Genomic DNA, 16,979 nt, shown 5'->3' with positions numbered 1-16,979 from the left:
ACACCGGTACTGCCATGCGCTGTCTCCAGCGGCCGGTCGGCCAGGTCGCAGGGGGCGCCATGTCCTGCGAGCGTGCTATCGCACGTCGCCCCCGAGGCCGTACCCCTGCATCGATCGAGTGAATTCGAGCGGATCGCCGTCGACGAACGTGTCCGGGGAAAATGCACCGTCGGCCATGACACCCCACGCCCGACGTCGCTGCATGGCCAGGTTGCCCGCGTCGTACAGGGGAAAGACCATCGCCTCGCGGTACAGCTTCTCCATCGGGAACCGCCGGTCGAGGGCATTGACTCCGACGATTCGCATGCAGTCGTAGACGACCTTCTGCATGAGGTCCCCGCAGAAGGTCTTGTTCATACCTCCGAGAGCGTGCCCTTGTCCAGGGTGCTTGTCCATGTAATGAGCTGTCTTCCAACAGAAGTAACGGCCCGCCTCGATGCGCGCGGCCACCTCGGTGAGCAGATTTCCGACGGCCTGATGATTGATGATCGGTGAGATTCCACCGCCGGTGTAGGTCTTGGCCCACTTGAGAGTGAAGTCGTAGGCGCTGCGTGCAACGGCCACGGAGGCAATGCCTGCGATGGGGGAGGACCAGGTGAAATTGCGCTGGATGAGCATGTCGCCGTCACCTTCGGCCAGGATGTTCTCGTCCGGCACACGTACGTCGCGAAACGTCATCGTGACGTTCTGGCACGTTCGGTGGGCCATCTTGTCGATGACCTCGTATTCGATTCCCTTCGTACCGCGTTCGACGACGAACACGCTGAGAGATCCGGCTCCACCTCTGGTTCGATCGGTGCGTGCCACGCAGACGTTCAGATCTGCGCCCTTCAGGTCCCAGCCGCCCGCGTTGCACGGCCAGTGCTTCTCACCGTTGAGGGTGTACTCGGCTCGCCGTGGGTGATGATCTGCCGTCAGCTGAATTCCGGCCGCAGGATTCGGATGGTCGAAGTTCGCGGTCCCGCCGCGTTCGCTGACGACCCACCCCGCCAGGAAGGTGCCGTCCGGGTCCGAGGTTGCTCTGCCGAGCCACTTCTCGCGCTGACTCTCGCTTCCCAACCAGAGGATCGGCATCAGTGCCAACCCGTTCACCAGCAAGGTGGTGGGGAAGCCGGGGTCGACGGCGCAGAGTTCTTCGATCGCGATGAGGAAGTCGATGTTCGACGCTCCGCCACCCCCGACGTCGCGTGGCAGGAACATCGTCGTGAAGCCGGCTTCCGCGGCGGCCCGATAGACCGGTTTCATGGCGACGAATGCTTGCTGTGGATCGGCGGTGGCGTCGGCGTATTCGGAGGCCGGTCGCAGAACGCCGGTAGCGAAATCTCGTGCGCGTGCCTTCAGCCGCTTCTGATCGTCGGTGAGGTCGAAGTCGATGGGCATAGCAGATCCTCCGTGCCAACAGCGTCGCCGCCGTGAAATGTCGCAGTGAACCCCGGTGTAGTGCGTTCCTGCCCGCGACGGCGTCGGCCGACAGCGCGGGATCGATCAGTGCGCGGTCGGCCGTCCGGACAGGCCGAGTGCACCGCGCAGCCCGTAGTCGTTCGCGGCGATCTCTTCGAGTGTCGACCGATCCAAGACCTCGAAGTACGCATCGAGCGCTCGACTGAACACGTCTCGTGCTCCACAGACGCCTGCGACGCGGCAGTACCGAACAGCGCCGAGGCACTCGACGACTGCGTAGTCCGTTTCCATCGTTCTCATGATCTCGCCGACGGTGATGTCCGACGGGTCCTTGACGAGAACGACCCCACCCGCTCGGCCGCGGACGGTCTCGACCAATCCGGCACCGGCGAGCCTCTGGACGACCTTGTCGAGATGGTTCCGTGAGATCTTGTGTGCGGCAGCGATTTCGCTCACCGATCCGCGGCGCTCGGGCGCGACGCGGAGGTACAGCAGCACCCGCAGTGCGTAGTCGGCATGACTCGTGTGTTTCATCCTGCTCGCCTCCGTTGCGACTGGTCCGGACTCTACAGGTGCCGGTGGACTCGTCGCCCGTCGAGCAGGAGGGCGATGCTCGGTCGGGCGGTGGGCGGGCTCGACCACCGCCCGACCGAGCGATCGATGCGACGTCAGCCGGCCAGTGTTCCGATGCCCTCGTGCTCCTTGCCGAACCTGACGTATTCGTCCTCCATGATCGCGCGCGGGTCGAACGCCGGATCGGCGATGATTCCGTGGACGCGCCTGCGTTGCATTCCCATGTTTCCGCCGTCGTAGATCGGCAACACGGCGGCCTCGCGCAGGATCTTGCCGAATCCGTTCTTGGTCTCGAGGCTGTTCACGCCCACGATCTGCATGCACTTGTACACGCAGTCGAACATCAGCTCGGTGACCTGGATCTTGTTCATCGCCCCGACCAGTTCTGCGTGCTGATCGTGCTTGTCCAGGTAGTCGGCGGCTCGCCAGGAGAAGTAGCGCGCCATCTCGATCTTCGCCGCGACGTCGCCGAGTACGTAGCCGACGTTCTGGAACCCGATGATGGGCTTCAGGCCGCCGCCCGTGTTGGTCTTGGCCCAGTCGAGCGCGAGTTCGTATGCAGCGCGGGCCATTCCGACGGCTGCGATAGCCGCCACAGGTCCCGACCACGCGAAGTTTCGATTGATCACCAGATCGCCGTTACCGGCAGCTCCGGGCAGAAGGTTGGCAGCAGGGATGCGTGCGTTGTCGAAGACGATCTCGGCATTCGAGGCCAGTCGGTGCCCGATCTTGTCGAGATGGCGGTACGTCACACCGGGAGTGCCGCGTTCGAGAATCAACGCGGACAGTCCCGAAGTGCCACCCTTGTCCGAGTCGGTGCGCACGATCAATGTGCCGGCATCGGTTCCCTGTTCGTCCCATCCGGCGGACGAGGGCCAGTACTTCCGGCCGTTCACGACGTAGTCGTCGCCGTCGAGGACGGCGGTCAGGCCGACTCCGGCGGGCCGCGGCAGGTCGATATCGAAATTGGCTGTGCCGGAGGGGTTTCCCGGAGGTTCACTGGCGGTCCAGCCTCCGAGGTATTCGCCCGTCGGGTCCGACGTGGCCGCGGACAGGTACTTCTCCTTCTGCTCGTCGTTGCCGTACCAGGCCACCGGCATCAGGCCGAGACCGTTACAGAGAACCGTGCAGGCGAATCCTGGGTCGACGACGCAGATCTCCTCGGCGGCGATGACCAGATCGACGCACGAGACACCGCCGCCGCCATATGCTTTCGGGAGCATGCACATCGCGATACCTGCGTGGTATGCCTCGACGTAGGCAGGTTTGGTCATCTGGAAGCCCACGAGAGGGTCGAGCTCTGCATCCGCGGCCGTGATCACGGGAGCGAGCACGTTCTCCGAGAACTCTCGGACCTCGTGTTGGAGCTTTCGTTGTTCGCTGGACATGGTGAAGTTGATCGTCATGGCTGACTCCGTTGTGTGAGAAACGATGTGGTGACCCGACCGGTTCGCCGCCTGCCCCGTTGCTTGCGACGCAGCAACACGATCACAAATCGGTATTACAAATACCGGTTTAAGTGATTGCGGCTGTGTTTCCCTTCGTTTCCGCATCCTCACAGCGGCCACCAGCGACCTCGGTGTCTCGTTCCTGCCCGTCCCTCGCGTCGGACCGTCGAGCGCGCAGCCGTGAGCGAGGAGAGCTCAGGCGAACTGTGGTGCCGTGGCCTTGTCGATCACGAGCCACCCGCCGTGGTGTTCGGACGTCCGAAACTGCCGGCCTGTCGACCGACCGAGCTCGACCAACGACGCCTCGTCGAAGGTGCGGACGTGTCCGTGGCAGGCGGTGGTCTCGGTCTCGAAGGGCACGGCAACCACAACACGAGTGCGTGCGATGCGTAGCGCTTCTTCCACTATGCGGGAGCCGGTCTCGGCGTCGACGTGTTCGAGGAGATGCAGTGCAGTCACCGTGTCGACACTGCCGTCGGCAACGGGAACATCCGCAGCGTCGCACACCACGGTGTCGAGCGTGATCCCGAGGTGCGGGGCAACGGTGGCGAGCAACCGCATGGTGCCCGCCGACAGGTCCGTCGCAGTCACCGAGTGACCCTTCATCGCCAGGCGTAGCGGAAAGAAGCCGAAACACGAACCCAGGTCGAGCACCGATCCGACGACCGATTTCTCGGCGCGTTCGTGGACCGGTGCGAAGTCGGCGGTTCCCGAGAGCAGCTCGTCCAGCGAATTTCGGTAATAGGTGGCCCATGCGTCGACCGGATCGGAGACGGCGGTGCGGACGATCCCGACCAGGACCAGCTCGAACTCGCGCTGAGAGAGACCCACATGACGCGCCTGTGCGGTCACGATCGGAACGAGGCGCTCACCGATGTCGGCCGACGTCAGGCCGTGGCCGACCTGCACGGTCGACCCTGTCCGGGCCGCGTCGAACTCCAGTCCGGGAAGATGCCGAACGACCACGTTTTCGTGAGCCCACACTCCATCCGGGCTCGGTGCCAGTGCATCCAGCTCGGTCATCGAAAGCCATTCTGTTCGTCGGACGCCCGGTGAGGTCGTCCCCTCGGTGAGGTCGAGCGTTCCACACGACGCTCGGCGAATCTGCCGCTCCGGAGCAGTTCGGCCCGCTCGGACGCTGCGGACCCCGCGCGCCGGACGGGCGGCTACCTACCCGGATGGTCAGTTGCTTTCGACGGCCGACCGATTCCTCCCGTCATGCCGGTCCCTCGGACGGTCGCCGGTGTCAGTCCGCTTCCTCGCCGATCCACTGTGCCAGCAGGTGGTGGATGTGCCGGATCTTGACTTCCTGGTATCGAGCCAGCGGCAGCGTCTTCGACTGCGCCGACTTCAAGCCCTTCTGCACCTTGGGCATGTTGTACGCGTCCTGGTCGAACACCCGCGCCGAACTGCCGAGCACGGTTGCCTCCAGCCACGACTGCTCCGGTCGCAACCACTGGGTCTTGGCAGGCTTGGGCCGTTCGCCCTTGAACGGTGCGAGTAGGTACACATCCATGATCGAGGTCTCGTGGTCGTCACCGTTGGGTCGGAATCGGTAGACGATGCGTTGGTATGCGCCCCAGGGATGGAAGTTCGGGAACACGGTGTAGTAGATGCTGTCCAGTGATTCCGCGTCGGACATGTTGTCCGCCTTGACATCACCGATGATCTCGCGCAGACCCTCGCGGGCCAGCATGCCGGACATCTCGCGCGCGGTGACACCCTCGGGGAGCGTCACCATCGGGTCCTCGTCGATGCGGGCATCGATCATCGAGTCGAACATCTCCTGCTCGGACGGGACGAAGTTGATGTGCGGGCTCGGTACGCCGTTCGCCGTGATACCGCGGTTGAAGTTGCCCCAGCTGTCGTACTGGCTGTTGGAGTCACCGGTGCCCACGACGCGCTGTGGGTGAGTGGTGATCACGTGGAAAGCTTCGGAGAACGCCTCTTGCGCGATCTTCCAGTTGGCCGCAATGACCTGCGCAACGTGCGCTTGGATGAAGCGATCTTCCAGAGGCCAGGCCTCGAAGTGCTTGCCGAGGTCACCGAGAAAGCTGTCCAGTGATTCGGACTCGGGGTCCATGTTGACGAACACGAAGCCGCCCCAGGTGTCGACCTTGACCTGCGGCAGATCCATCTTCGACTTGTCGACCTGGGGGAAGTCCCAGGCACAGGTCATCGACTTGAGCGAGCCGTCGAAGTTCCAGGCGAAACCGTGGAAGGGGCAACGGATTTCGTTTCCGGCCGGGCCGTCCTCTTCGCGGAGGGTGCGGCCACGGTGCAGGCACGAGTTGTAGAACGCACGGATGCCCATGTCCTTACCGCGGACGAGGAGAATCGACTTCTCGCAGATCTCGTACACGAGCGTGTCGCCCGGCTCGGGAATCTCTTCTTCACGGCACGCCATCTGCCATACCTTGTACCAGACTCGATCTCGCTCGAGTTCGTGATACTTGCGACTGATGTAGCGCGACACCGGAACGAAATTCTGGTCGGCGTATTGCTCGTGCGACTCTTCGCGCAGGATGTCCGGCACCGGATGAGTATCGGTCTCGAGCAGTCGTTGGTACCCCGTCCCGTTCTCGACGGGTGGTGTGGCGCGCTCATCGATATCGGTCACAGCTTGCCTCCCTGTTCCAGCGTGATGGCGAGGGCGTCCTGCGCCTGTTTGTCGGCCTGCATCTTCTCGAGCAGCTTCGCAGCGCCCATGAAACGTCGGTTCTGGGTGATGGGAACGGGAGCGCGGGGGCCGAGCCCCACCCATCGGGCCAGTTCGGGATCCACAGCCTTCACCTCGCCGTGGAGGTAGCGACCTTCCGGATCGAACGTGCCGGTCTTGCCGTCGCGAGTGGTGACCAGGACGTTGAAGTCGTCGTCGAACTCGTAGATCGCGTGGCTCATCGGATGCTTGATCTGTCGCATCGCAATCTCCTTGATGATCAGTAGAGGTGTTACTTAATGCTCTATCCACTAACTGTATCAGCGAACAGTGACGATGAGCACAGTTTTCTTTACTGCGACTCCAATAACTATTGCCGAGCGGCCCATCGGAGCGCTGCCCCCACGAGCCTGCGGTAGACGGGGTCCGACAGGGTGGGAGCCCCGTCGCCCGGTTGCAGGTAGGCCAGCCGGCTACGACCGTTCGTCTTGGTCCACCCGACCAGCGACGAGCCGGGCGCGTGCTGCCATCCCGTGCGATCGTCGCGCCTGCCCGCCATGGCCGAGGCGGTCGAGAAGTGAACGGCGTCGGTCATCTCGGCGTCGGTTCGCAGCAGTGGTGTCACGTCGTCCTCGAAGACTTCGCACAGGTAGGTCTCGTCGGTCAGGTCGAACGACTCGGGAATCCCTGCGACGATCGGATGGTCGGTGTCGACGACGGAGATGTGCTGCGGAACCGCGTGTCGATAGCCCGAATCGGGTCGCTCGACGCCCCGCACCACGCCTGGTCGATACAGGTAGCGGCCGCCGACGAACTCGGCCCACTCGTCCCAGGCGGCCCACGATGCGATGGCGTGGTGGAGCACGACATACCCGTGTCCGGACTTCGGTGCGGCCCTCACTGCGTCGCGTAGTGAATCGGGGGGCGCGGACGGCCGGGGCAACGTGCCCGGCATGTCGTAGTGCAGTGAGACGTCGAACGCTTCCTGCCCCGGATCCGCGTCCGGGTGCTCGAACCAGGTGACTTCACCGGGCATCGACTCCAGAAATCCGGCGAACGCGTCACGATCGAAGGAGTGTCCACCGGAAAAAGCCGCGATACGCATGAGGGACGTCCATTCAGAGTCTCGACTGTTGTTTCAGTCAAGTTACTCGACGGTGGTGCCCGTCCGTCGGAGGTTCAGCGACCCTCGATCATTTTCGCGCACACATCGGTGGTGGCCGACCGGAGACGCGACACCGCGATGTTGGACAAGGGCCCGCCCTCGATCCTCAGGGGCTGGATGGCGATGGTCGTCGCAATCATCGTGCGTGCTCGCAGCGATCGCGCGGCGTGCTGCGCCGCGGCCGATCGCTTGTTCGCCGGTATCTCGGCGTCGGGGAAATAGTCGAAGGCACGACGGACGTGCCTGTCCTCGTATTCCTTCGTCAGTAGACGTGTCCCCGGCGTGGCACCGCCGGCCACCTGCAGAAACAACATCCGGGCCGCATTGGGATGTTCCTCGGTCCAGTCCCATACGGCATCGACGACATCCTTGAACGCAGCGGCATCGGCCTCGGTGTCGTCCGGTCGAACTGCCTGGGCTGCGGCGGTACTGGCATCCATCGCGTATCCCAGTGCGGTATCGAACAGCTCTTCCTTGCTGGCGAAGTGGTAGTAGACCGCAGTCGGGACCATGCCCGCTGCCTCGGCGATCTCCTGAATCGACGTCTCCGCGAATCCTTTGCGGGAGAAGACGCGCACCGCTGCCTGGACGATGAGGTGGCGTCGAGAGGGCCGGTGGGCAGATCCTTTGAGGGATGCGGCATCCGGCTCGGACGCAACGGGAGAATCGGCGGCAGTCTCCGGCTCGGAACTCTCGTCGACTTTCGACTGTGAGCTGCTGGTTCGTCGCGGCACAGCGTCCTCCTCGGCACCCGGGTCACTGCATGGTGCCATGATCTACGTCATGGCAGCAAAGGCAGTGAAGCCGAAATCGACGGTGACGCCCCCGGCGGACAAGGGTGCCAAGCGTGCGGCGCACCGGCCGTCGCGACGCGAAGTAGTGGTGGACGCTGCCATGCATCTGTATTCGGTCAGGTCCATCGAGGACGTGACCGTGGCCGATATCGCTGCGGAGGCCCAGATGACGTCGGCGGCCGTCTACTACCACTACCCGTCGAAGGACGAGGTTCTGCTCGCCGGGTTGCGTTTGTTCGCGGATGGCCTTCTCGGCGAACTGCGGGCAGAGATCGCGGCCGATCCGGACGCTGCTCTCGGTGACATCATTTCGTCGTTGCTCGAATGGACGGATCAGCACCGTGCTGCGGCATTGGTGTACTTCACCCGATCGCCCGGTTGGAGTCTGTCCATCGAAACTCTGCGAAGAGAAGTGCGTTCGGTGATGCTGGCGCTGTTCTCGGCCGAATTGCGCACTCGAAGCGGCATCGCGTCCAAAGCGAAGCAGGGTGCGGCCGCTGTCGCGTTGACGACCCTGCTCGAAGTGTCGGCCTCGTCGTGGCTCACCGAGGACGCGGTCCTGGCCGATCTCGGACGTCGTCGATTCTCCGAGGAAGTTCGCGAGCTCGCGGCCGACATCTCGAGCGTCTGAAAGGGCTCTCGCGGCACCGATTTTGCGAAGTATCTTTAGAGCGACGACAGTTTGTGGTTGACTTGGGTTCATGCCGCGCGCCAGGTCGATCGATCTCGACAATCCCTTTGCCCCGCTGACCGGGCTCTGTGAACTGATTCTGGTTCGGCACGGTGAGCAGGTACTGAGCAGAGAACTCAGTGCGCGGGAGACCGTCGACCCACCCTTGTCCGAACTCGGTGAGCGACAAGCGGAGGCGGTCGCGAACCGACTCGCGCGCACACGGGTGGATGCGGTCTACAGCTCCCCGTTGCGTCGCGCACTACGTACCGGCACTCTCATCGCGAGCAAGCACGGGTTGGAGCCCGTCGTGCGTGACGAACTCTCCGAATACGAACCGTGGCAGAAGTTTCCGGCCGACCAGTCTCCGTTCGAGGTGCTACCGCACGAGGAGGTCGCGGCCATGTTCCGCGATCACATTCGCACTCGTCGCTACGGTGCGTTCACCTACGCCGAGGACGGCGCAGAGTTTCATGCGCGTGTTCTCCGCCAGATCTCGTCGATCGTCGACGCGCATCTGGGCAGGCGAGTGGTGATCAGCTGCCACGGTGGTGTCATCAATGCCGTGCTCGCCGACGCATTGGGTAGCGCATTCGACATGCCGGTCCGAGTCCACCACACCTCGCTGAGTGTGGTGCGCGGTGCCGATACGCGTCGCGCGGTCCAATCGGTGAACGATTTCACTCATGTACTCGACTTCCAGTCGCACGTCGGAGCCATGAATCTATAAGTCCTGCAGTCGAATCACGTCATATTCAAGGAGTCTCACATGGATCTCGATCTTCGCGGAAAACGCGCAATCATCAGTGGCGCGAGCCGCGGCATCGGCCTGTCGATCGCCCGCACACTTCTGGCGGAGGGTGCCTCCGTCGGTGTCTGCGCCCGCGGCGAGGAGCATCTGAACGAGGTTGCCGGAGAACTGTCCGCATTGGGGACCGTCTTCCACAAGGCGGTCGACGTGGGTGATGCCGCCGCGGTTGCATCGTTCGTCGAGGATGCAGCCGGTGCCCTCGGTGGAATCGACATCGTCGTGGTCAACGCCTCCGCTGCAACGGGCAAAGGCGCGCAGGCATGGCAGAACAGCTTCGACGTCGACCTGATGAGCCTGGTGAACTTCATCGAAGCGGCCAAGCCACACCTCGAGAAGTCCGGCTCCGCATCGGTGGTCACGATCAGCACGACGTCCGCGCTCGAGGCCGGACCGATCAGTACGGCCAACAGCTACGGTGCACTCAAGGCCGCTGTCCTGCAACATTCGTCGGCGCAGGCCCGCGCACTCGGACCTGCCGGTATCCGAGTGAACGCGGTATCACCGGGCCCCGTCTTCTTCGAGGGCGGTGCCTGGGACACCATCAAGACGAGTCGTCCGGCACTGTACGAGGCTGCCCTCGAGTCGGCCTCGCTCGGTAAACTGGCTGCGGCACAGGACGTTGCGAATGCCGTGGCCTTCCTGTCCTCGCCCGCCGCCGGGCACATCACCGGAATCAACATGGTGGTCGACGGCGGCTTCACCAACCGCTTCGATTTCTGAGCGCGGCGTGACACGTGAGCTGACGGGCACCGCCGACGTCGTCATCCTCGGCGGCGGTTCGGGCGGGTACGCCTGTGCACTGCGGGCAGCCCAGCTCGGCATGTCGGTCATCATGATCGAGGCCGGCAGGCTCGGCGGCACGTGCTTGCACACCGGATGCATTCCCACCAAGGCGCTGCTGCACGCGGCCGAGATCGCCGATTCGGTCCGAGAGGCATCGACTTTCGGGATCGAGGCGACGCTCGACGGCGTCGACATGACTGCGGTGAACAAGTACAAGGACGAGGTGGTGGCCGGCCTGTACCGCGGACTGCAGGGGCTGGTGGCGTCCCGTGAGATCGAGCTCGTCGCCGGTCGCGGACGTGTCGTGGACAATCGCACCGTGCAGGTCGAGCTCGCCGACGGCGGAACCGGCACGTACCGCGGTGAAGCCCTGGTGCTGGCCACGGGCTCTCGACCGAAGTCGTTGCCGGGCCTGAACATCGGCGGTTCGGTCATGACCAGCGATCGTGCTCTGGAGTTGAATGTCGTTCCGGACAGTGTCGTCGTACTGGGCGGCGGTGTGATCGGATGCGAGTTCGCCAGCGTCTGGACCTCGCTCGGCGCGCACGTGACCGTTGTCGAGGCCGCCGCGACGCTACTGCCGACGGAGGATCCGTGGACAACCAAACAGATAGAACGAGCCTTCCGCAAACGAGGTCTCACTCTGCGTACCGGGACTTCGTTCAGTGGAGTCACCGAACGACCGGGCGGCGGCGTGCACGTCGATCTCAGCGACGGATCGCAGCTCGAAGCGGACCTGATGCTCGTGGCCGTCGGCCGCGGGCCGCGTACTGCGGACATGGGGTTCGAGGAGGCGGGAATCGAGCTCGACCGGGGGTTCGTCGTCATCGACGAATGGCTACAGACGACGGTTCCCGGGGTCTTCGCGGTGGGCGATATCGTGGCCGGTCCGCAACTGGCACACCGTGGTTTCGCTCAGGGCATTCTGGTTGCCGAGCAGTTGGCAGGGTTGGACTGCACTCCCATCGAGGACACCGGAATTCCGCGAGTCACCTACTCGAACCCGGAGGTTGCGTCGGTGGGATTGACCGAGAGCGAAGCCGCGAAGCAGTTCGGTGAGGTCGCAACGGTGGTCTACGACCTCGCCGGTAACGGCAAGAGTCGGATCCTCCGCACGTCTGGCGGGGTCAAGCTCGTCCAGGCGGGACCGGAGGGTCGCGTGGTGGGAATCCACCTGGTGGGCGAGCGTGTCGGTGAACTGATCGGGGAGGCTCAGCTCATCTACAACTGGCAGGCGACCGCAGGGGACGTCGCCCAGCACGTACACGCCCATCCGACCCAGGCAGAAGCTCTGGGGGAGGCGCACCTCGCGTTGGCGGGGAAAGCGCTGCACGCGCACAGCTGACGAACAAGGAGAAGCAATGCCGGGACCGGCAGGCCGACTCGATGCTGTTCTCGTATGCGGAGGGCAGTGGCACGACTTCGATTACGCACGCCTGCAATTGTTGTCGGCAGTGGCTGAGTACGAGCAGGTTCGGACCAGAGTCTTCGAGGACTACGACTGCATCGAGGCGGTGGCCACGGCCGACCTCCTCATCACGTACACGTGCAATCGGGTTCCCGATCAAGCGCAGCAGAATGCTTTGGCGCAGTTCGTCTCTCGCGGTGGACGATGGCTGGCCCTGCACGGCACCAACTCGGCGATCGAGAGGACTTCACCCGGATCGGCGAGCAAATACGTGACGCCACGATCTCTGAGCACCATTGCTCCCGTGCTGGGAAGCCAGTTCCTCGGTCACCCACCGATCGCGCCGTACACGGTCGAGATCACCGATCCGGCCCACCCGTTCGTGGCCGGGATCGACTCGTTCGAGGTGACCGACGAGCTCTACGTCAGCGAACTCCATCCACCGATTCAGGTCCTGGCACACACTCGATTCGTCGGTGAGTCGACGGGTTTCGAGGAAGGACACACCGCCGACGACGAGCCACGTCCGGTGCTCTACCTCAAGGATCACGGTCGCGGAACTGTCTGTTATTTCACGCTCGGTCACTGCCGAGGGCGATTCGACGTACAGGATCTCGGCATCGACGATCTGGGCCGGGTGGACCGGGGGAGCTGGACGGTTCCGGAGTTTCGCACCGTGTTCGAGCGCTGCCTGTCGTGGGCCGTCACCGGAGATGCAGCGGCCCACGACTGACCGAGTGCTCAGATGATGTCGACGGTGTCGAGAATCTTCTCGGCGTAGGCTCGGTCACCCTCGATCGAGACATGCGCTCGCCACGGACTTCGTGTGGTGCCCCAGAGCACGAAATCCGTTGCAGTCGAACGGACCACGGTATCGACACTCGAGATTCCGGATTCGACCGTCAGGAGCTGCGAGCCGGGCCGAAGGGTCCATTCGCCGCCGCCGGCACCGGTGAGTTGTACGCCGAGCGGCCGGTCGAGGACGCCGCTGACCGGGGTGCACATCTGCGGTAGGCCGGTCCACATCCAATCGACGGCAGTGCGGACCAGGTCGTCTTCGGGATCGGGTGTATCGCGTGTCACCGGACCGTCGGGTCCGAGCAGGTCGACGTAGAGATGGCACCACATGTCGAACGCGAACGCATCCGAGAGTTGATGGGTGCGATAGGTTCCCAGATCGGTCAGTGTCATCGGGGTCGCTGCCAGCTCGCTGCCCTGCATCGCCTCGAGCACGCCGAGTGCGCCGTCCGCGTTGGACAGGAATTCGTCGGCCACCTGCGCGCTCGACCAGTCGCGTCGTGCATCGACGAGTAGGTTCTGCGCCTGTTCCGCTGTCGTCGGAACGGGTGCCGACGGGTCGTGGGCCGGCGGGTCCACCATGATCTTGAAATTCGATCCCGTGTGCGCGACGAGGTCTTTGACGGACCATCCGGCGCAGCGACTGGGGGCAGCCCACTCGTCCGCGGTGAGCCCTCTGATCACCACCGAATAGCGCTCGGCGAGTTCGCGACTGGCAGACAATCCGGCTGTGCTCATGTGAAACTCCTCGGGAAATTCGCCGCGATGGGAATCGTCAGTAGGACGCAGTGCCGCCGTCGACGCTGAGGATGGCACCGGTGATTCCGGCACCTGCGTCCGATGCGAGCAACATGGCCATTGCCGACACTTCCTCGATCGTGTTGGGGCGCTTGATGGCCGACTCCTCGGCGAACAGAGCGACCATCTCCTCGAACGACATTCCCATTGCGGCGGCGGTGCTGGGGCCGTTGTTCTTGATGATGTCGGTGATGACAAGTCCGGGGCAGATCGAGTTGACAGTGATCCCTTGGGTTCCGACTTCACGGGCGATCGACTTCGTCATTCCGTTGATGGCGTGCTTCGCCGCGACGTATGCCGTGAACACGGGCTTGCCGTGCTTGCCTTCGACGGACGAGATGTTGATGATGCGGCCGTACTTGTTGGGCAGCATGTGTTTCAGGGCTCGGCGCGTCGCCCAGAAGTTGGAGTTCAGGTTCCAGTTCATCACCAACGTCCACTCCTCGTCGCTGAGATCGACCGTGGGCTGCAGGTCCTTCGCGCCACCGGCGTTGTTCACCAGTACGTCGATTCGACCGAAGGTGGAGACCGTCTGCTCGATGAAGTTCTCGACGTCCGCTTGAACGGTGACGTCTCCTGCGAAGAACGCGGCGCGATCTCCGACACCGAATTCGGCGAGGGCCTTGCCACCTTTCTCGGCCGAGCGGCCGTTGAGTGAGACCTTCGCGCCCTCGGCCAAGGCCGCCTCGGCGATGCCACGACCGATGCCCTGAGTTCCACCGGTGACGGCAACAACCTTGTCTTGCAGTTTCATCGAAGTTCTCCTCGGAAATGTCGGACGGGATCTCGGACAAGTAACTTGTCATCGTCTACAGTCTTGCATGTAGAGTGGCGGAAGTCACAGCAATGTGCAGAACGAATCAAAAAACTATCCATCGAGACGTCGACGATGACGTCAGAGACGAGAAGCGACATGTCCGAACAGCGTTGGTTGGTCGATACCGAGCCGAGCACCCGTCTCCCCGTGTACACACGTTTGAACGCGAGTGACGTGCTGTCGGACCCGATCACGCCGCTCGGCGCAGATCTGGGCTGGATTCAGAACATCCTGCCGGGATGGAACTTCGGCTATGCCAGCTTCGGTAGCTACTCACTGGCGGAGTCGCCCGATCTGACGGCGTCGGCGGCCATCTTCTACGGCCATCTCTACGTGAACATGTCGATGTCGCGATTGACCGGCATTCGCGGTGGATTGCCCGTCGAGTTGGTCGACCAGCTCTGGTACGGCGGGGACCCCGATATCCCTCCCTACGTGGCACATCCGGACGACGAGAACGCGGACGCAAGCCAGCGCCTGCAAGCCCGAAATGCCTGGGCGCTCTCGACCGAGGACTTTCCCGAACTGGAGGAGGACCGAACCCTCGCCGACCGCTTGCGTACCGAACGGCCGGACCTGTCGGTGCTGACCCCGGCTGCTCTCGTCGCGCGCGCACGCTCGGTGATGCCCCTGGAACGAGTGGCGTGGCGCGGCGAGGTCGTTGCCACCAACTGCTCCGCGGTGGGCCCCGCCGTACTCGGTCAGTTGCTCGGTGCCGAGCATCAGGACCTCATCGTGACCCTCGTCGGTGCCGCAGGCGACGTCGATTCGGCGCTGCCGTCGTATGCACTGTGGGATCTGGGTCGACTGGCACGGGCCGACGACAGGCTGATGGCCGCGTTCGACGAGGGCGTCGAGGGTGTCGGTGCGCGCGTGCGCGGGATCGACTCCGCGTTCGACGCACAGCTCGAACAGTTCCTGCTCGACTTCGGCTACCGCGGACCCAACGAATGGGATCTCGGATCGGTGTCGTGGGAAACCCGACCCGAACTGGTTCTCGGTCTCGTCGACCGGCTTCGGCTCCAGGACGACGCGGCCTCACCACATGCGCGGCTGGCCGACCACGCATCGGCCACCGACACGGCGCTGAAGAAGGCCGAGGACATCGTCGGCGACGATGCCGACGGACGAGCAACTCTCACTGCCGCGCTTGCGTCGGCTCGTCGTTTCGCCGCATGGCGGGAGCGGGCCAAGACCAACTGCATCAAGGTCTTGCACGAAGCGCGGGTTCCGCTCGTCGAGCTCGGACGCCGACTGTTCTCGGAGGGCCGTCTCGAATCGGCCGACCACGTGTTCATGGCCGTCGACGCCGAACTCGACGTGTTGGCGAGTGCGCCCGAGTCGATCGCACCGGTACTCGCGCAACGCCATCGCGACTGGAAGGAACTGTTCGGCCTGGAACTGCCGACGTTCCTCGACGGGCGCGAGGCATTCCCGCCGTTGTCCTCCCTCGGTCGCAAAGGCCAGTCGGCCATCGAGTCCGTGCAGGTGGGCGATGTGCTGCAGGGTTCGGGCGCGTCACCGGGCGTCACTCAGGGCCGCACTCGGGTGATCACCTCGATGGCGGCACTGGGCGAGTTCGAGGTCGGTGAGATCCTCGTTGCGCCACAGACGGATCCGTCGTGGACACCGTTGTTCATGGTCTCCGGTGGGGCGATCACCGACGTCGGGGCCATGGGCTCCCACGCGATGATCGTCAGCCGCGAACTCGGTATCGCCTGCGCTGCAGGAGTTCAGGCGGCGACCCGTCGCATTCCCGACGGTACGCTCGTGGAGATCGACGGATCCAAGGGCACGGTCACCATTCTGGAACTGACGTGAGTGGTGTCGTGACCGCGACCCGAGCAGTCTTTCTCGCCGAGCGGCCCTCGGGCGAACCCGAAGCCCGACACTTCGACGTTCGGGAATTACCGCTACCCGAACGCGCTGCGGATCAGCTTCTCGTCCGCAACATCTTCATGAGCGTCGATCCGTCGACGCGGGGACGCCTGGGGACGTCGAACATGCAGTACACCACCAACATCGAGGTGGGTTCGCCTCTCGACGGCTCGGCGCTGGGGGTGGTGATCGAGGGCACCGACGAGGTGCCCGCGGGTTCCTACGTCCGGCATCGGCTCGGCTGGCGCGAACACGCGGTGCTCGACACCGCTGCGGCCACGGTGATCGCCCCACGCGGTATCGAGCTGCACCACTGGCTCGGGATACTCGGCCAAACCGGATTCACGGCGTACTGCGGACTGCAGCGCGCCGGCGAGATCCGAACGGGAGACACGGTGTTCGTGTCCGCAGCTGCGGGCGCAGTGGGAAGTGCCGCGGGTCAGTTCGCGAGATTGCTCGGTGCGACGCGGGTCATCGGGAGCGCCGGGGGACCGGACAAGGCAGCCCTGCTGCGTGATCGGTTCGGGTTCGACGTAGGAATCGACTATCGCGCCCGCCCTGTCGGTGCGGCGCTGCGTGATGCGGCACCGGACGGCATCGACCTCTACTTCGACAACGTCGGCGGCGATCACCTCGTGGCGGCGCTGTCCGCGCTCCGACAGCAAGGACGCGTCGCACTGTGCGGCATGATCTCGAACGGCGGTCCGGACAGTCCACCCCTCGACCGTCTGATAGAGGTGATTCTGAAGCGAATCACCATCAAGGGCTTCATCGTTCGTGATCACGAGGACCTCAGGAGCGAATTCGAGGACCGCGTCGCGGGCTGGCTCGCTGCCGGCGACATCGTGGCCGAGTCCACGATCCACGACGGCCTCGACAATGCGGCCGACGCATTCGTGTCGATGCTCGGCGGCGGCAACATCGGCAAGATGCTGGTCCGGGTGTCCTGACCGGTCGTCTCGTCGGACCATGCCCG

The 16,979-nt window shown here is 64.1% G+C and carries 17 protein-coding genes; 7 read left to right on the top strand and 10 right to left on the bottom strand.

Annotated features, from left to right (window positions below; genetic code table 11):
- Positions 1–75 precede the first annotated feature (75 nt).
- The 8 genes from CH295_RS01440 to CH295_RS01405 form a co-directional block, all read right to left on the bottom strand.
- Positions 76–1,380 carry an acyl-CoA dehydrogenase family protein gene (locus CH295_RS01440; RefSeq protein WP_094739539.1) on the bottom strand — a complete coding sequence of 435 codons (1,305 nt, stop codon included), beginning with the start codon at positions 1,378–1,380 and terminating at the stop codon, positions 76–78.
- Positions 1,381–1,485: 105 nt separating this feature from the next.
- On the bottom strand, positions 1,486–1,935 hold the full coding sequence (locus CH295_RS01435) for an RrF2 family transcriptional regulator (protein WP_094739538.1): 450 nt from the start codon (positions 1,933–1,935) through the stop codon (positions 1,486–1,488).
- Between the two features lie 134 nt (positions 1,936–2,069).
- A complete protein-coding gene (locus CH295_RS01430; protein ID WP_094739537.1) occupies positions 2,070–3,380 on the bottom strand; it encodes an acyl-CoA dehydrogenase family protein in 1,311 nt (436 codons plus the stop codon).
- Positions 3,381–3,617: 237 nt separating this feature from the next.
- On the bottom strand, positions 3,618–4,445 hold the full coding sequence (gene mftM, locus CH295_RS01425) for a mycofactocin oligosaccharide methyltransferase MftM (RefSeq protein ID WP_094739536.1): 828 nt from the start codon (positions 4,443–4,445) through the stop codon (positions 3,618–3,620).
- Positions 4,446–4,668: 223 nt separating this feature from the next.
- On the bottom strand, positions 4,669–6,042 hold the full coding sequence (locus CH295_RS01420; protein WP_037188444.1) for an aromatic ring-hydroxylating oxygenase subunit alpha: 1,374 nt from the start codon (positions 6,040–6,042) through the stop codon (positions 4,669–4,671).
- Complete coding sequence (locus CH295_RS01415; RefSeq protein ID WP_052047385.1) at positions 6,039–6,344, bottom strand: hypothetical protein; 306 nt, start codon at positions 6,342–6,344, stop codon at positions 6,039–6,041. The genes CH295_RS01420 and CH295_RS01415 overlap by 4 nt, the downstream gene beginning before the upstream one ends.
- A 107-nt stretch (positions 6,345–6,451) precedes the next feature.
- Positions 6,452–7,186, bottom strand: a complete 735-nt coding sequence (locus tag CH295_RS01410; RefSeq protein ID WP_094739535.1) for a ThuA domain-containing protein — start codon at positions 7,184–7,186, stop codon at positions 6,452–6,454.
- A gap of 74 nt (positions 7,187–7,260) precedes the next feature.
- Complete coding sequence (locus CH295_RS01405; protein WP_252341855.1) at positions 7,261–7,980, bottom strand: TetR/AcrR family transcriptional regulator; 720 nt, start codon at positions 7,978–7,980, stop codon at positions 7,261–7,263.
- A gap of 49 nt (positions 7,981–8,029) precedes the next feature.
- Here CH295_RS01405 and CH295_RS01400 point away from each other — a divergent pair, with 49 nt between their 5' ends.
- The 5 genes from CH295_RS01400 to CH295_RS01380 all read left to right on the top strand — a co-directional run bounded on the left by CH295_RS01400 (position 8,030) and on the right by CH295_RS01380 (position 12,445).
- Positions 8,030–8,671, top strand: coding sequence for a TetR/AcrR family transcriptional regulator (locus CH295_RS01400; protein ID WP_230596168.1), 642 nt, complete (start codon positions 8,030–8,032; stop codon positions 8,669–8,671).
- A gap of 70 nt (positions 8,672–8,741) precedes the next feature.
- The gene (locus CH295_RS01395) at positions 8,742–9,440 is read left to right on the top strand and encodes a histidine phosphatase family protein (RefSeq protein WP_037188440.1); all 699 of its coding nucleotides are present in this window, start codon (positions 8,742–8,744) and stop codon (positions 9,438–9,440) included.
- A 39-nt stretch (positions 9,441–9,479) separates the two neighbouring features.
- Positions 9,480–10,241 carry an SDR family NAD(P)-dependent oxidoreductase gene (locus CH295_RS01390; protein WP_037188435.1) on the top strand — a complete coding sequence of 254 codons (762 nt, stop codon included), beginning with the start codon at positions 9,480–9,482 and terminating at the stop codon, positions 10,239–10,241.
- 19 nt (positions 10,242–10,260) lie between these two features.
- Positions 10,261–11,649, top strand: coding sequence for a dihydrolipoyl dehydrogenase (gene lpdA / locus CH295_RS01385; protein WP_037189035.1), 1,389 nt, complete (start codon positions 10,261–10,263; stop codon positions 11,647–11,649).
- A gap of 16 nt (positions 11,650–11,665) precedes the next feature.
- Positions 11,666–12,445 carry a ThuA domain-containing protein gene (locus tag CH295_RS01380; RefSeq protein WP_094739533.1) on the top strand — a complete coding sequence of 260 codons (780 nt, stop codon included), beginning with the start codon at positions 11,666–11,668 and terminating at the stop codon, positions 12,443–12,445.
- Positions 12,446–12,453: 8 nt separating this feature from the next.
- On the opposite strand, the gene CH295_RS01375 is transcribed toward CH295_RS01380, so the two are convergent.
- Both CH295_RS01375 and CH295_RS01370 read right to left on the bottom strand, forming a co-directional pair.
- Positions 12,454–13,248 carry a maleylpyruvate isomerase family mycothiol-dependent enzyme gene (locus CH295_RS01375; protein ID WP_094633646.1) on the bottom strand — a complete coding sequence of 265 codons (795 nt, stop codon included), beginning with the start codon at positions 13,246–13,248 and terminating at the stop codon, positions 12,454–12,456.
- 37 nt (positions 13,249–13,285) lie between these two features.
- Complete coding sequence (locus tag CH295_RS01370; RefSeq protein WP_094739532.1) at positions 13,286–14,062, bottom strand: SDR family NAD(P)-dependent oxidoreductase; 777 nt, start codon at positions 14,060–14,062, stop codon at positions 13,286–13,288.
- A 159-nt stretch (positions 14,063–14,221) separates the two neighbouring features.
- On the opposite strand from CH295_RS01370, the gene CH295_RS01365 reads away from it, so the two are divergent.
- Both CH295_RS01365 and CH295_RS01360 read left to right on the top strand, forming a co-directional pair.
- Positions 14,222–15,946: a PEP-utilizing enzyme gene (locus CH295_RS01365; RefSeq protein ID WP_094739531.1), complete on the top strand. Its 1,725-nt coding sequence runs from the start codon at positions 14,222–14,224 to the stop codon at positions 15,944–15,946.
- Positions 15,943–16,953 (top strand): NADP-dependent oxidoreductase, encoded by a 1,011-nt coding sequence (locus CH295_RS01360; protein WP_252341854.1) that lies wholly within the window; start codon positions 15,943–15,945, stop codon positions 16,951–16,953. The genes CH295_RS01365 and CH295_RS01360 overlap by 4 nt, the downstream gene beginning before the upstream one ends.
- Positions 16,954–16,979 lie beyond the last annotated feature (26 nt).

This window comes from Rhodococcus sp. 14-2483-1-2 (assembly GCF_002259405.1).
Lineage (GTDB): Bacteria > Actinomycetota > Actinomycetes > Mycobacteriales > Mycobacteriaceae > Rhodococcoides.
The sequence above is the reverse complement of the archived record's forward strand: the minus strand, read 5'-3'. Positions and strand labels throughout refer to the sequence as shown.

Bases quoted from the DNA above. Each gene is read 5' to 3' on its own strand.
- CH295_RS01440 (WP_094739539.1), bottom strand. From the start codon at position 1,380: ATGCCCATCGACTTCGACCTCACCGACGATCAGAAGCGGCTGAAGGCA.
- CH295_RS01435 (WP_094739538.1), bottom strand. From the start codon at position 1,935: ATGAAACACACGAGTCATGCCGACTACGCACTGCGGGTGCTGCTGTAC.
- CH295_RS01430 (WP_094739537.1), bottom strand. From the start codon at position 3,380: ATGACGATCAACTTCACCATGTCCAGCGAACAACGAAAGCTCCAACAC.
- mftM (WP_094739536.1), bottom strand. From the start codon at position 4,445: ATGACCGAGCTGGATGCACTGGCACCGAGCCCGGATGGAGTGTGGGCT.
- CH295_RS01415 (WP_052047385.1), bottom strand. From the start codon at position 6,344: ATGCGACAGATCAAGCATCCGATGAGCCACGCGATCTACGAGTTCGAC.
- CH295_RS01410 (WP_094739535.1), bottom strand. From the start codon at position 7,186: ATGCGTATCGCGGCTTTTTCCGGTGGACACTCCTTCGATCGTGACGCG.
- CH295_RS01400 (WP_230596168.1), top strand. From the start codon at position 8,030: ATGGCAGCAAAGGCAGTGAAGCCGAAATCGACGGTGACGCCCCCGGCG.
- CH295_RS01395 (WP_037188440.1), top strand. From the start codon at position 8,742: ATGCCGCGCGCCAGGTCGATCGATCTCGACAATCCCTTTGCCCCGCTG.
- CH295_RS01390 (WP_037188435.1), top strand. From the start codon at position 9,480: ATGGATCTCGATCTTCGCGGAAAACGCGCAATCATCAGTGGCGCGAGC.
- CH295_RS01380 (WP_094739533.1), top strand. From the start codon at position 11,666: ATGCCGGGACCGGCAGGCCGACTCGATGCTGTTCTCGTATGCGGAGGG.
- CH295_RS01375 (WP_094633646.1), bottom strand. From the start codon at position 13,248: ATGAGCACAGCCGGATTGTCTGCCAGTCGCGAACTCGCCGAGCGCTAT.
- CH295_RS01370 (WP_094739532.1), bottom strand. From the start codon at position 14,062: ATGAAACTGCAAGACAAGGTTGTTGCCGTCACCGGTGGAACTCAGGGC.
- CH295_RS01365 (WP_094739531.1), top strand. From the start codon at position 14,222: ATGTCCGAACAGCGTTGGTTGGTCGATACCGAGCCGAGCACCCGTCTC.